Origin of the sequence: Sphingopyxis sp. DBS4 (assembly GCF_024628865.1) — a bacterium.
Taxonomy (GTDB): Bacteria; Pseudomonadota; Alphaproteobacteria; order Sphingomonadales; family Sphingomonadaceae; genus Sphingopyxis.
Window position 1 is genome coordinate 1028538 of record NZ_CP102384.1, and the last position, 15025, is coordinate 1043562.

The window sequence follows — 15025 nt, forward strand, 5'->3', positions numbered from 1 at the left end:
AAGTCCGGGGTCGCAATGACGAGCTGCAAATCCCTCTTTCCTACATGGCGCGGCCATGCTCTATCACCGTGTCGTCGGGCATCGGCCTAAAGCGACAAAGGAGACAATCCGGACCTGTGCATCCGTATCCTTTGTCTCCTTAGGAGACCAACGGGGAGAAGTGCGTGCATCCGTTCCGCTGGCTGACGACGGCGATTTTGGCCTTGCTGCTCGCCGCCTGTTCGGGCGGCGCGCCGCGCGATGCCGAGGTCGTCATCCCGCCCGGTGCGAGCATCGCCAAGGCAGGGGATATCCTCGAAAAGGCGGGCGCGGTGTCGGCGTCGAGCTTTCGCAACCACGCGCGCCTCTTCGGCGGCGGCGATCCGATCAAGCCCGGCGAGTATAAGATCGAAAAGGGAATGGATGCGGGAGACATCCTGCGCCTTCTCCAGTCGGGCAAGACCATCCAGCGCCTGATCATGATCCCGCAGGGCATGCCCTCGATCATGGTCCGCGACCGGCTGATGGCGGAGCCGCGTCTGAAAGGCGACATACCGGTGCCCGCCGAAGGGAGCATCCTTCCCGACTCCTATGCCTTCACCACCGGCGAGAGCCGCGCCGCGGTCGTGGCGCGGATGCAGGCGGCGATGGACAGGGCGTTCGCCGAACTCTGGGCGAAACGCAGCCCGCGCACCGCAGCGAAGGATCGCAATGAGGCGATGACCCTCGCCTCGATCGTCGAGAAGGAAACCTCGGTTCCGGCCGAGCGCCGCACCGTCGCGGGCGTTTATACCAACCGCCTCGCGGTCGGTATGAAGCTGCAGGCCGACCCCACCATCATCTATCCGATCACCAGGGGCAAACCGCTCGGTCGCCGCATCCTGCGCTCCGAAATCCTCGCGGTGAACGATTACAACACCTACAGCATGATCGGCCTGCCCAAGGGGCCGATCGCCAACCCCGGTAAGGCGTCGATCGCCGCGGTGCTCGACCCAGAACCGAACGACTATCTCTATTTCGTCGCCAAAGGCGACGGCGGCCACGTCTTCGCGCGCACGCTGGCCGAGCATAATGCGAACGTCCAGAAATGGTATCAACTGCGCCGCGAGCGCGGAGAGATGTAGGACAAGCGGCCGACGGTTGCCGCGAGGAGGGGAGACGCGATGCGTCGCTTTTTGGGGCTTTCCGCCGGGATATTCTGGCTTGCGGCCTGCATGAACGGCGGCGGCGCGGCTGACCGGCCCGCCGCCGATGTCCGCATCGAAACGGGGCCGCGGCTCGGCGCTCCGCGTGCAACGCATCAGCTTGTCGCGACCGGTGACGGAACATTGCTGGCGATCGGCGGGTGCGTGCGCGTGAATTGCGAGGCGGGGCCGGACAGCGCGACGGTCGATATCATCGATGGCGCGGCCATGCGCCTCTCGCGCCACGGGCAGTTGCTCGCCGAACGGATCCAGCCGTCGGCGGCGGCCTTGCCCGATGGGCGCGTGCTCATCCTCGGCGGCTGGGTCGACGGACGGGTGTCGGCGACGACCGAAATTTTCGATCCGAAGACCGGAACATCGATCGCGGGCCCGGTGATGGCGGCGCCGCGAAATGCGCCCACCGTCGCCAGGTTGGCCGATGGCCGCATCCTGGTGGCGGGCGGCTATGACGGGCGCGACGTGCGCGCCGACGCCGAAATCTTCGATCCCGCGACGGGGCACCTGCTGGCAACGGGCATGCTGCGGACCGCGCGCAGCGGCGCGACGGGCACCTTGCTCGCCGATGGCCGCATCCTCGTCGCGGGCGGCGGACGCCCCGACCGCGAACCGCGCCGGGCGCTGGCGAGCGCCGAACTGTTCGATCCGGTCGAGGGACGCTTCCAGCCCGCCGGCGCGCTGGCGACCGCGCGCTACAAACATGGCGCGGTTCGTCTGGCCAATGGCGACGTGCTGGTCGTCGGCGGGTCGGACGAACGCGATTATGGAGGAAAGCTCCGCTCGGTCGAACGGTTCGACGTCGCTGCCGGCCGTTTCGTGCCGGCGGGGCAGCTTGCCGATCCGCGCTTCAAGATCGCCGATGGCTTGCTGCTGCTGCCCGGCAACCGCGTGCTCGTCGCCGCGGGCGATGCCGCGCCCGAAATCTTCGATCTCGCGAGCGGCCGCGGAACGCGGCTCGATTATGACCTTGGCGGCCAGTGGAACTATATGACGCTGGCGCGCGCGGGGGCGAGCAGTGCGCTGCTCGCGGGCGGCTATCGCGAGGGGCGGATCGAGCCGACCGACCGCAGCTGGATCATCCATTTACCGAAAGGGGCAAGCTGATGGCCGCAAAGCTTTTTCTTCACGGCGTACCCGACAGCCCGGCGATCTGGCGCCCGCTGCTTGACCGACTCGATCTCGGCGACACGCCCGTCGCTGTCCCTGCATTGCCCGGCTTTACCGGGCCATTGCCCGCAGGTTTTGCCGCGACCAAGGAGGCTTACGCCGACTGGGCGGTGGGCGAGGCGGAGGCATTGTGCGCGCAGCACGGCCCGATCGATATCGTCGGCCACGACTGGGGCGCGCTGATCGCGCAGCGCGTGGCGATGCTGCGTCCCGACCTGATCCGAAGCTGGGCGGTTTCGAATGCCGTGATCGATCCCGACTATCGCGGGCACCGGATCGCGCGAATCTGGAACACGCCGATCCTCGGTGAAATCTTCATGGCGTTGAGCGCGCCCGCGAAGCTTGCTCAAGGGCTTGCGACGCAAGGCATGCCGGCGGATATCGCCGCGGAGGAAGCCGCTCAATGGGCAAACAAGGACAAGAGGCGCGCGATCCTGAAGCTCTATCGGTCGGCAAAGGGGCTCAGCTTCGAACATGATTGGGCGCGCGACATCGACAAGCTGCCCGCGAACGGCGCGCTGATCTGGGGCGCGGGCGATCCCTATGTCGAATTGTCGGTGGCTGAGCGATTCGCCGCGAGCACCGGCGTACCGCTGACGGTGATCGAAGGGGCGGGGCATTGGGCGATCGCCGAATGTCCGGCCGAAGTCGCGACGGCGCTGCGCACTTTCTGGAGTCGATTGTAAAGTCTGCGCTTTTTTGGCCCATCGGCGCGGCCGATCATTGTGACCATATTAATCGATTAGATCGCGCGCCGCCTTTGCGTCATTGGCGCGGTCACGAGAAAGCGCGTCCCATGGACGACGGCACATCCTCCCCCCGATCGCCGCGTCCATCCCGTCTCGAGCCAACCGACCCGGGCTTTCCCCCTCCCTTCCGGGTCTCTGGCGCCGCGCCCATCATTGTGATTGCAGTGATGGGCGCGGCCGACCGCCCAACACCTTTCGGCTGGCTGCGGAGCCTGTTTCCCGCTCATCCACGGCCCGTGGGAGCTCGCCTTTGCCTGCAATTTTCACGGCTTGCGCACATGATATTGACCGGAACGGACAGCCTGCCTATAGGCGCGGCTCGCCCGACGCGGCGACCCTTCGGGGCGGAGTAGCTCAGCAGGTTAGAGCAGCGGAATCATAATCCGCGTGTCGGGGGTTCGAGTCCCTCCTCCGCTACCATCCCGGATTGTCCACCGGTGGCCCACTGAGGCCACTGGCAGACATTTTTCGAGGAAAATCAAATATTTTTCGCGTCCCGTTGCGTACGCCGGCGTCCCGGTGCGACCCGCTGCGGCCACCCACGGCGATTTGGATTGGGGGTATTTTGGGGGTATTTTTCGGCTGTCCCCAAAACAGGCGATACCCCCAGATGGCTTTGAAAGAACTTGAGGTCAAATACGCCACCAAGCGGCAGCGCCCCTACAAGCTGTCCGATGGAGAAGGCCTGCACCTGCTCGTCCAGCCGAACGGATCGAAGCTCTGGCGCCTGAAATACCGCTTCGACGGCAAGGAAAAACTGCTGAGCTTCGGCAAATATCCGACCGTCACGCTGGCGATCGCCCGCGAGAAGCGGACCGAAGCCAAGCGGCTGCTCGATCAGGGTGAGGACCCCGCCGAGGCCAGGAAGCGGGCGAAGAAGCAGAGGGCCGCGCTCAAGCTGTTCGAAGAGATTGCGCGGGCCTGGCACGCCAATCGTATTGAAGGGCTGGACTCGGCCCATGCCCTGCGCGTCATCAACCGGATGGAGCGCGACGTCTTTCCGGTCATCGGGAAGCGTCCGATCACGGAAATCGACCCGCCCGAGATTCTCGAGATGATCCGCGCGGTCGAAGCGCGCGGCGCCCTCGATATCGCCCGTCGCCTCAAGCAGAACGTCAGCCAGATCTATCGCTTCGCGATCGCGAGCGGCTGGGCGACCATCGATCCGACGCTCGGCCTCAACGATGCGCTCAAGCCCAAGCCGCCCGTCAGGCACATGGCGCGCGTGCCGCTCGCGGAGTTTCCGAAGCTGGTGCGGGCGATCTTCGCCTATGACGGCGAGGACACGCCGCGCCGCCGCGAGATCACCCGTGACGCGCTGCTGTTCACCTTGCTCACATGGGTCCGAACCAGCGAAACCCGCTTCGCGGCCAGGGACGAGTTCGAGGATCTCTATGGACCGAACCCGCTATGGCGTCTGTCGCCGGAGCGCATGAAGATGGAACGTGAGCATCTTGTTCCGCTGTCCCGCCAGGCCGCAATGATCGTTCAGCGCCGCTTGCAGGCGACGAACGATGCGTTCCTCTTTCCCGGAGCCAAGCCTGGAAAGCCTATTTCCGAGAACACCATGATCTATGCCTGCTACCGCATGGGCTATCTTGGCCGGCAGACGGTGCATGGGTTTCGGGGGCTCGGCTCGACCTGGGCGAACGAAGCCGAACGCTACAAGCCCGACTGGATCGAGATGGCGCTCGCCCACGAGGATGAGGACGAAGTGCGCGGCGCCTATAACAGCGCGCTCTATCTCACCCCGCGAAGGCGGATGCTGCAAGATTGGGCCGACGTGATCGACGCGGCAACCGCAGTGTCGGATGTCGAGAAGGATCCTATCGAGTTCTCACAGCTCACGGGCTGTTCTGCGCCCATCCAGCGCTTGCCGCCGAGCGACCGGAGACAGCCGTATTGGCAGCGCCCTCGTTGGGCGGCTTCGCGATAAGCGTCACGGCTCGGAACCGCTGATTAAGAGCGCGGCTTTCCACCATAATTATTATAAACGTCAGTTACTTAGATGCATCCGTGAATAGTGGGACTGAACAATAAGAAGCAGTATCGTATCATATCCTACCATGCCCTACGTCACAAATTCACCTACGTCGGAAGAGCGCCCTCATGGCGGACATTCGTTCAATCAAGCAGGCAATCACGGTGAGCGGCATCAACCATCGAGCTTGCCAATGCCCTGTACCCTAAGACACGATAACAATCCCCCCACGCAAAAGTCCTCCATGGCCTTCAGGGTCACCGAGATGTTCCGTGAAGAAAGTCGCCCACCCGACATGTGATCGATCCGGCGATTGTCGGCGAATGTGTACAGCGTACAGCTCAGAATAAACTGATAGGCCTGCAAGGCATCATCGCGCGATGACTTTGGTTTGATAGATATCATCGCCTCGACATATCGGCGAGATATTTCATCAAATAGCGGTGCAACTATTTCGTCCATCCAGAGTTGCACGCCTGCTATCTGTGAGATGAGGCGACAATAATTCATCCACCCCGGCTCACCGGATTCAAAACGGCTCAAGAGGGGGCCGTAAAATGCGCGGATGAGAAGTCGAGCCGATGCTTCCGGGCGATCTGGATCGAGGTCCAGCTCCGCAAGCCTTCGCAGCCGCTCTTCGTTCAACCACGCGCTGCGGCGTTCTATGACTTCCGTGAACAGCGCTTCCTTGGTTCCAAAATGATAATTCACAGCGGCGAGCCGTGTGGACGCTGCATCCGTTATTTCTCGCACCGAAACGCCGAAATAGCCCCGGTCCGCGAACAGCGACTCGGCGGCGTCCAGGATCTGCTCGCGCAGATCCGGTCGTTCCGTTTGCGGCTTGGAGATTGCCTTTTTTGGCTTAATATCTGGTAATTTCAATCATCTTCTCCCCCAAAAGCGCCCCGAATTGACATGTGAGTGGAACGTTCGTATCACTCGATCAAGGACGCGCAGCCTACGCTGGCTTCCGTCACAAAAATAGATGGTAGGGGAACGAAACTGTGAGACCGATCCTGATCCGTAACGGCTATGTCATCACCGGCGATCCTGCGATCGGCGACGTGCCCAGTGGGGATGTTTTGATCGTGAACGGACGCATCGCTGAGATCGGTCAAAACCTTCACCATGATGAGGCAGAGGAGATCGACGCGACCGGCACGATTGTAATGCCAGGCATGGTCGATACGCATCGGCATACTTGGCAGACTCAGCTACGCGCGATTTGCGCCGACATGAGCCTCATGCAGTATATGCGCTGCATCCGCTTCAACATCTCGCCCGTCTATACGCCAGAAGATGTCTATGTGGGCAATTATATCGGCGCCCTAGAAGCTCTGAACGCCGGGATCACGACGCTCTATGACTTCTCACATACGTCGCACAGTCCGGAACATGCCGATGAGGCCATCCGCGGCCTGCGGGACGCCCGGATTGCTGGCCTCTATGCCTACGGCTTCTATCCAGCACCGGTCGACCGGCCTTATTTTACGAGCGTCGACCAACGCATCGCCGATGCGGAACGGATAAGGACGCAGCATTTTTCGTCGGACGATCAGCGGCTGGGCATGGCGGTCGCGATCACCGAGGTCGGGATGTATCCGTTCGATTCGACGCGTAAGGAGATCATGACAGGCCGCCGACTTGGCGTGCAGCAAACAATTCACACGAACTGTTTCTGGGGCTCCGCTTTTTGCAGCGGTATAGAGGAACTCGCGGCGGCCGGACTCCTTGGACCCGACCAGGTCCATGTGCATTGCAATTCCGTGACAGACAACGAACTTCGCCTGCTCGCCGATAATGGCGCCAAGGTTTCATGCACGCCCGATACGGAACTGCAGATGGGCATGGGCCACCCCTTGATCGGCCGCGCCCACGATGTCGGCATCAAGCCTACACTTGGGGCCGACGTTATCTCCTGCAACGGTGGCGACCTACTCACGCAGGCACGCCTCGGTCTTCAAGACGCGCGCGTCCTGGCCAACGATCCGGTCAATGCGCAAGGTCGGATGCCTGAGGATATCCCATTCAAGGTACGTGACGCGATCGCGTGGATGACGATCAACGGCGCGGAAGCGATGGGTCTTGATCATCGCACGGGATCGCTCACGCCGGGCAAGGATGGCGATATCGTTCTCATCGCGCCCAACGACTTCAACCTCATGCCGCTGAACGACATGGTGGGCGCGGTCGTGCTGCAGGCTAACGTTTCCAACATCGATACGGTGGTCCTGCGCGGCGAGGTCGTGAAGCGCCACGGTCGCTTGACTGGCGTCGACTTCAAGCAGTTGCTCCGCATGGCGGAGGGCTCGCGCGAGCGGATCATGGAGCAGGCCCTGCGTCGCGGTCCGCTCGTTCCGCCGCCCAACACCACGGCAATGGCAGAGATGGAGGAGACCGCGCGCCAGAACCTGGCCGCATAGCGGGGTAGGAAACCAAAGGCGCCGCATGAACCGCGTCGGCGTCCAACGAGGAGGGGATTACGAAATGGATAAGCTTTGGCCGCGCGCCGCGCGGATCGGACTTCTTTTGCCTGCGGTCGTTGGCACAAGCGCTTACGCACAGACTGAGCCGGCTTCATCGGCTGCGAGCACTCCGCAGCCGGAGGCCGTATCGACGCCCGCCGCACAGGATCAGGGCGCCGGTCTTCAGGACATCATCGTGACTGCGCAGAAGCGCAGCGAGTCGGTGCAGAAAATTCCTCTCGCGGTGACGGCCCTATCCGGCAATGACCTCGCGAAGGCGGGCATCAACAGCATCGAGGGTCTGCAGGCCGCCGTCCCCAATCTCAACCTCGGCCAGCAGCTCGGCGTCGCGAGAATCTCGCTGCGCGGCATCGGCCTCGACAACCTCAGCACCGGCGCCGAGGGAAGTATCGCTTTCCACCTCAACAGCGCGTTCATTTCGCGCGGCGCCGCAGCGCTCAGCGCATTCTACGACGTCGATCGCGTGGAAGTTCTGCGCGGGCCACAGGGCACGCTCTATGGCCGCAACGCGACCGGCGGCTCAATCAACCTCATAACGCGCCAGCCCACCGACACGTTTTCGGGTTATGGCGATGTCACGGTCGGCAACTATGGTCGTTTGGCGTTCGACGGCGCCGTCAGCGGCCCGATTGTCTCTGATAAAGTGCTCGCGCGGATCGCTTTCTCGACGGACGACCGCAACGGCTATGGCCGAAACATCACGACCGGCACTAGGATCGACGACACCAATGCCCGTTCGATCCGTGGTACGCTGAAGCTTTTACCCGCCGACGATCTCACCATCACTCTGATCGCCGACTATCATCGAGAAAATGACAACGCGAACGGCTATCATTATTTCGGACCCGCGGGCCAGACTGCCAGCGGCCAGACAATCACACCTTTCGGCATTCAGTTCGGCGGCGTCACCGCAAGCAATCCGCGCGATATCGCAAACGAAGCCGATCCGTTCAACCGGCGCACGATCTGGGGTGTCAGCAGCGAGATTGCATATCGATTCGGCGGCGTCACAGCCAAGTCGATCACGGCCTATCGCAGCACGAAATACATTACCGGATCGGACCTCGATTCCACCAGTTTTCGTCTCGCGCCGATCTTCCAGAACGAAGACGACAAACAGTTCAGCCAGGAGTTTCAGCTCTCGTCCGAATCCGACCGGTTCCGATGGCTGCTGGGGGCATTTTATTTCCACGAAAATGACGCCGGCGCGATCATCATTCCCTACAATGATATTGGCTTCGGCGGTCCCGGCGTCATCCGCCAGGGCTATTATGCCGGCGGGCGTCTCGAGACTGATGCCGGCGCCATCTTCGGGCAAGCGACCTACAATCTGACCCCGGAGATTCACCTCGTCGTCGGTGGCCGTTACAGCATCGAGCGAAAAGGCATTTCCGAACAGCTTCAGTTCGACCTCGCGCGACCCTATTCGCCCGCCAATCCCGTCGCGCCGCTCGCCCAGTGCGGAGCCGATATCCCATCGGTCCCGACCTGCCAACCGCACAAGACCTTCCGATCCTTCACGCCGAAAGTGGCGCTCGAGTATCAAATCACGCCCGACGCTTTGCTCTACGCCTCGGTTTCGCGAGGCTTCAAAAGCGGCACCTACAATGTCGGCGGCGTGCAGCCGCCCGTGAAGCCGGAGAAGGTCACGGCCTATGAAGGGGGCCTGAAATCGGAATTCCTCGATCGGCGGCTCCGCATAAATCTTGCCGGCTTTTATTATGATTACAAGGATCTCCAGGTCGGCAAGGTGGTCAACGCGTCACTCGCGCTGGAGAATGCGGCGACAGCGACGATCTACGGTGCCGAGCTCGAGTTGCGCGCGCGCCCCACGCCCGACTTAGAACTGGGTCTGACCGGCTCCTATCTCAACGCCAAGTTCGACAGTTTCATCAGTATCGATCCCGCGCGACCCGGAGGTGACGGGCGCACCGTCGACCCGGCGACCGGCGCACCGGCTTTCAACAACGCCGGCAACCGCCTGCCGCAAGCCCCCAAATGGACGGTCGACGCCATGGCACAATATACCGTGCGCTCGGACCATGGATCCTTTGCCCTTCGCGGAGAGGTCTTGTGGGTCGATAAGGTCTATTTCAGTGCCTTCAACGTTCCGCAGGTGTCGCAGCCGGCAAAGACCAAGCTCAATGCCTCGCTGATCTACACCGATCCGGGCGATCGCTGGAGCGTGACCGTCTACGGCAAGAATCTCGCCAACAAGACGTACATCTCAAACGCCTTTGTCAGCTCCAGCATCGTGGGATTTGGCGTCAACGGCTTCCTCGAGGAGCCGCGAACCTATGGCGTGACCATCGGGTATAAGTTCTAGCCGGGAATATATTCTCATGATCACGATTCCCACCGCCGAGTCCATCATCGACATTTCGATGCCCATCGAGAATGATATCGTATCGGATCCGGCGGCCTTTCGTCCACGGGTCCGATATTTCGGGCACGATGATACACGAGAACAGATGCTGGCCTTCTTCCCCGGAATGACGGCCAGCGACCTGCCCGATGGCGAGGCCTGGGCGATCGAGCATGTCGAGCTGATCACGCACAACGGCACGCATCTCGACGCACCTTACCATTTTCATTCGACGATGGATGGGGGCAAGCGGGCGATCACGATCGACGAGGTTCCGCTCCACTGGTGCTGCCAACCAGGCGTCAAGCTCGATTTCCGGCATTTCCCCGATGGCTATGTGGTGACCGCCGAGGATGTTCGGGCTGAACTCGATCGGATCGGCGTCAAGCTCAGCCCGCTGACCATCGTGGTCATCAACACGCGGGCCGGTTCGGCCTACGGCACGGATGACTATGTCAACGCGGGGTGTGGAATGGGCCGCGAAGCCACGCTTCACCTGCTTGAGCGCGGTGTCCGGGTGACAGGGACCGATGCATGGTCATGGGACGCGCCGTTCACTTACACGGCGCAGAAATATGCCGAAACCGGGAATGCCGACCTGATCTGGGAGGGGCACAAAGCGGGTCGGGAAATCGGCTATTGCCATCTGGAGAAGCTGCATAATCTCGAAGCGCTTCCATCCTCCGGATTCACCGTGATGTGTTTCCCGACCAAGATCAAAGGCGCTTCGGCAGGCTGGACCCGCGCGGTCGCCGTCCTCGACGATTGAATGGAGTCTGGCCATGAGCAACAAGGTCATCATCAGCTGCGCGGTGACGGGATCGGCGCACACGCCGACGATGTCGGACGCGCTCCCGGTCACGCCCGAGGAGATCGCCGAGCAGTCGATCGCCGCCGCCGAAGCGGGCGCGGCGATCCTGCATCTCCATGCCCGCATCCCCGAGGACGGTAGGCCGACCGGCGATCCCGAGGTCTATGCCCGCTTCCTGCCCGTGATCCGGCAGCGCACCGACGCCGTCATCAACATCACGACGGGCGGTGCGGCCACCATGCCGGTCGCCGAGCGCCTCGCCGCCTCTGCGCGTTTCAAGCCCGAGCTTTGCTCGCTCAACATGGGCTCGCTCAATTTCGCCTTCTTCCCCGCCGCGAAGCGCATCGCCGACTGGAAATACGCGTGGGAGAAGGACTATGTCACCGGCTCCGACGACTATATCTTCCGCAACACCTTCCGCGATATCGAGACGATCCTCACGACGATGGCGGAGGCGGGTACCAAATTTGAGCATGAATGCTATGACGTCGGCCATCTCTACAATCTCGCCCATTTCGTCGATCGCGGCCTGGTGAAGCCACCCTTCTTCGTCCAGATGATCTTCGGCATATTGGGCGGCATCGGTGCCGATCTCGAAAATCTTCATTATATGAAGGAAACCGCCGATCGCCTCTTCGGACGCGGCAATTACCGCTGGTCGGTGCTCGCCGCGGGTAGGCACCAGATGCCCTTTCTGACGCAGGCGGCGTTGCTCGGCGGCTATGTCCGCGTCGGGCTCGAGGACAGCCTTTTCATCGAACGCGGCGTCCTTGCGGCTTCGAATGCCCAGCAGGTCGAGAAGATCAAGCGCATCCTCGCCGAAATGGGTCACGAACCCGCGAGCCCCGCCGAAGCGAGGGAAATCCTCGGTCTCAAGGGCAGTGACCGCGTCGCCTTCTGAGCCGTGCACAGGAAGCAAGCGAATGAGGGCTTCGGTCATCGACCGATTCGGCCGTCCAGACACGGCCCTTTGGCGTGCCTGAGAATCCGTATCGCCAGATGAATTCGTACCTCATCTTCATGATCCAACAACGGCACAATGCACAGCCCCGTATACGCGGATGTCGACGGGGCTGCTTTCAAGGCGCGCTGTCGCCGCTCACGGCGACAGAGATGGTGCATTCACGGTCACCCGAATAGCTGATTTCCTTTGCTACTCGGCAAGGGAAAACCGTTGGCACCGCCGATTACACCGATACACCGTTTGGAAAAGCTGGATTGGAACGCCTCGCGCGCGCGCATCCGTCCCGCTGGGCGCGCTCAGCGTGACTATTCCAATGAAGTGTATGGGGTCATTTGCTCCGCCACGAGACGTCGCCGGTGCAGGCTCAACAATCCTCAATCAATGAGTGGAAGGAATAGTTCGCCAACAAATTGAATTGGACGATGAGCCCCAAGGCGCGGCAAATGGCGCCAAATCAAAAAATGCCGTGGGGAGGACAGTCATGGTCACAGCCTTTAGGACAAATTTGCTTTGTGCCACCGCGCTATCGATCGCGTGTGCGCTTGCAGTGCCGGCACATGCCCAGGACGCTGCATCGCAGGGCGAAAAGCCCGAGGCGCAGGAAGGTGGCCTTGAGACAATCGTCGTCACGGCGCAGAAGCGCGAACAGAATTTGCAGGATGTTCCGGCCGCCGTTTCCGCCATAGGCGGCGAGACGCTGCGCACGCGCGGCATCACGGAGACCTCAGACTTGATGGGCGCGATCCCCAGCCTGCAAGTCACCACTCCCTATGGTCGCACCCAACCGAATTTCTCGCTGCGCGGGATTTCAGTGGCGAACGAATTTTCCGCCTCCACTGCGTCGCCGGTTGGCGTCTATGTCGATGAAGTCTATCAGAGCTTCCGGGCGAGCCATGGCCTGCAACTCTATGACATCGACCGGGTCGAGGTACTGCGCGGACCGCAAGGAACACTCTACGGTCGCAACACCACGGGTGGCGCGATCAGCTTCTTCACGCGCAAGCCGGATCTGGGAGAGGCCAATGGCTATCTGACCGCCGGCTATGCCAATTACGACACTTTCACGGTGCAGGGCGCCGCTGAAGCGACGCTGGTTCCCGACATCTTGGGCGTCCGCGTCGCCGGTACTTTTGCAAAAGGGGATGGTTGGCAGCGCAATGTACTGCCTGGGAATGAGCGCGACCTAGGGACCACCGATACGATCGGCGGTCGCATCTCGATCCGCTTCCGGCCCGATCCCGATCTCGACATCAATTTGAAGCTCTATGCCGCGAAGGACGATCCATGGGGCACCGCGCCCTATGCAGGTGGTCAACTCGCGGGCGGGCAGGATGCGCTCGGCTATTCGCGTTACGATCCGCAACCTTTCCTAGGCGGGCGGTTGCTGCGTGACAATGAGGTCGCAGTTGATCGGGTAGGTAAGAACATCAGCAAGTCGAAAGGGATAGCCCTCAACATCAAATGGGATGTCAGCGACCAATTCTCCGTCACCTCGATTACCGGCTACGACACCGGCGACTATATCAACAATCCTGATGATTGCGATGGCGGCCCAGCCGATCTCTGCTCGATCGGCCTCACGTCGACGAGCAAGAATTTCAACCAGGATCTGCGTTTCAGCTATTCGAACGACCGCCTCGATATCATTGCCGGCCTTTATTATGGCAGGGACAAGGTCAAGACGGTCAACTACCCGGACTTTTTCGGGGCGCTGAGGCCGCTGCTGCTTGGCGCCGGTCTTCCGGGCAGCTACAATAACGCCGCAATCGGAACGCCCGACGCGATCCGCTATATCCCAGCCTTTGCCGCCAATCCGGCGTTGGGGCCTGGCGATGCCGGATTCTGCGACGCGATCGAGATCAATCCCAACGGCTTCCTTGATGCACGCTCGCTGATTGCACTCCAGACCGACATCGCGATCAATAATACGGGCAATGGCGGCATGGGGGGTAGCTTTTCGGCGGGCTGCGCCGGGGCAGGCGCGCCTCCGTTCACCCCGATCCTCGGCGAACAGCGTTTTGACGTGTCGCGCCCCTCGAAGGCGATCTACGGCGACGTAACCTGGAAAACGACCGAGCGGCTGACCGTGGCGGTGGGTGCACGCTACACCCAGGATAAGGTCAATTACCTTAACGGCAGCACTTTCCTCTATGCGCTCGACGGTACGACGCCGGTTGTCAACCTGATCCCCTACAGCAATCCATACAACCCCAATCTCGCGCCGCTTGAGCAGCGCGAAAAGGCAAACAGGCTAACCGGCCGTATCAATGTCAGCTATGAGTTCGCCGATGATATCATGGGCTATCTCCAGTACAGTCGCGGTTACCGCAGCGGCAGCTTCAACGGGCTTGCCTATCAGGGCGTCAATCAAGTCTATTATATCCAGCCTGAAAAGGTGAATGCATATGAGGCGGGGCTCAAAACCCGGCTGTTCGATCGCCGCGTCCAACTTAACCTCGCGGGCTTCTACTACGAGTATTCGAATCACCAAGTAACGCAGGTGGTTGGCGCTACAACCTTCACGCGCAGCGCCAATGGTCGCCTGTTCGGTGGCGACGCCGAACTCGCCTGGCAGGTGGCCGATACGTTGCGTTTCGATGCTTCGCTGGGCTATCTCAACAGCAAGTACAAAGGCAATGTGATCGATCCGGCAAACCCGGCAAGCCCGACATTGAACGTCAACGGCAATCCCTTCCCGAACGCGCCGGAGGTTACGTTCCAGGCCGGATTCGACTGGGATATGATCGATGACGGCACCAACAAGCTGACCTTGCGCGGTGATGCGTCCTACATGGGCAAGTACTATTTTGATCCGTTCAAGAATTATGGGCAGACACCGTGCGATACACCCCCAGCGGGATCGAACATAACGCTCGCGGGTAAGGCGATTACATGCGCAAATCCGGGCTACTGGCTCGCCAATGCGCGATTAACCTATGCGCACGACAATATGTCGGTTAGCTTGTGGGCGAAGAATCTGTTCGACAAATATTACTACACCTACGGCCTCAACATGAACGTGTTCGGCTACGATTATCTGAACCGCGGCATGCCGCGCACTTATGGCGTCGAAGCGACAGTCAAGTTCTGATCGCTGCTGCGACGGGGGCGGCGGGCATCCTCTCCCGCCCGCTGCCCCCGATTTTTCGACCTGACTTTCAGACCGAGGAGCATCCATGATACGTTCCACCGGCAACGGTCCCTCATTCATCGGCACGGCGTACAGAATCGAGCGCGCTGCGATCACTGAGATCGGCGCAGCTGAAAGCACCGCCCAGGCGAGCAGCGCCGAGCGGCCGGCGCGCCTCCGGACGATTTAAC

The 15025-nt window shown here is 61.3% G+C and carries 11 protein-coding genes and 1 tRNA gene; 11 read left to right on the forward strand and 1 reads right to left on the reverse strand.

Features of this window, described 5'->3' with window-relative positions; translation table 11 throughout:
• Positions 1-164 precede the first annotated feature (164 nt).
• The 5 genes from mltG to NP825_RS04785 all read left to right on the forward strand — a co-directional run bounded on the left by mltG (position 165) and on the right by NP825_RS04785 (position 5033).
• Positions 165-1103, forward strand: coding sequence for an endolytic transglycosylase MltG (gene mltG / locus NP825_RS04765; RefSeq protein WP_257548957.1), 939 nt, complete (start codon positions 165-167; stop codon positions 1101-1103).
• Between the two features lie 39 nt (positions 1104-1142).
• Positions 1143-2285 (forward strand): hypothetical protein, encoded by a 1143-nt coding sequence (locus NP825_RS04770; RefSeq protein ID WP_257548958.1) that lies wholly within the window; start codon positions 1143-1145, stop codon positions 2283-2285.
• Positions 2285-3034: an alpha/beta fold hydrolase gene (locus NP825_RS04775; protein WP_257548959.1), complete on the forward strand. Its 750-nt coding sequence runs from the start codon at positions 2285-2287 to the stop codon at positions 3032-3034. The genes NP825_RS04770 and NP825_RS04775 overlap by 1 nt, the downstream gene beginning before the upstream one ends.
• Positions 3035-3440: 406 nt before the next feature.
• Positions 3441-3517 (forward strand) — tRNA-Met (locus tag NP825_RS04780).
• A 7-nt stretch (positions 3518-3524) separates the two neighbouring features.
• Positions 3525-5033, forward strand: a complete 1509-nt coding sequence (locus NP825_RS04785; protein ID WP_232003457.1) for an integrase arm-type DNA-binding domain-containing protein — start codon at positions 3525-3527, stop codon at positions 5031-5033.
• A gap of 219 nt (positions 5034-5252) precedes the next feature.
• Here NP825_RS04785 and NP825_RS04790 read toward each other — a convergent pair whose 3' ends face one another.
• Positions 5253-5960, reverse strand: coding sequence for a TetR/AcrR family transcriptional regulator (locus tag NP825_RS04790; RefSeq protein ID WP_058454906.1), 708 nt, complete (start codon positions 5958-5960; stop codon positions 5253-5255).
• 122 nt (positions 5961-6082) lie between these two features.
• Here NP825_RS04790 and NP825_RS04800 point away from each other — a divergent pair, with 122 nt between their 5' ends.
• The 6 genes from NP825_RS04800 to NP825_RS04825 all read left to right on the forward strand — a co-directional run bounded on the left by NP825_RS04800 (position 6083) and on the right by NP825_RS04825 (position 15024).
• Complete coding sequence (locus NP825_RS04800; protein ID WP_058454905.1) at positions 6083-7501, forward strand: amidohydrolase family protein; 1419 nt, start codon at positions 6083-6085, stop codon at positions 7499-7501.
• 238 nt (positions 7502-7739) lie between these two features.
• Positions 7740-9890 (forward strand): TonB-dependent receptor, encoded by a 2151-nt coding sequence (locus NP825_RS04805; RefSeq protein ID WP_231729059.1) that lies wholly within the window; start codon positions 7740-7742, stop codon positions 9888-9890.
• Positions 9891-9906: 16 nt separating this feature from the next.
• Positions 9907-10698 (forward strand): cyclase family protein, encoded by a 792-nt coding sequence (locus tag NP825_RS04810; protein ID WP_011415055.1) that lies wholly within the window; start codon positions 9907-9909, stop codon positions 10696-10698.
• A gap of 13 nt (positions 10699-10711) precedes the next feature.
• Positions 10712-11641 (forward strand): 3-keto-5-aminohexanoate cleavage protein, encoded by a 930-nt coding sequence (locus tag NP825_RS04815; RefSeq protein WP_011415056.1) that lies wholly within the window; start codon positions 10712-10714, stop codon positions 11639-11641.
• A 610-nt stretch (positions 11642-12251) separates the two neighbouring features.
• Positions 12252-14795 (forward strand): TonB-dependent receptor, encoded by a 2544-nt coding sequence (locus NP825_RS04820; RefSeq protein WP_257548972.1) that lies wholly within the window; start codon positions 12252-12254, stop codon positions 14793-14795.
• Positions 14796-14880: 85 nt separating this feature from the next.
• Positions 14881-15024 (forward strand): hypothetical protein, encoded by a 144-nt coding sequence (locus tag NP825_RS04825; RefSeq protein ID WP_257548974.1) that lies wholly within the window; start codon positions 14881-14883, stop codon positions 15022-15024.
• Position 15025: the final 1 nt, after the last annotated feature.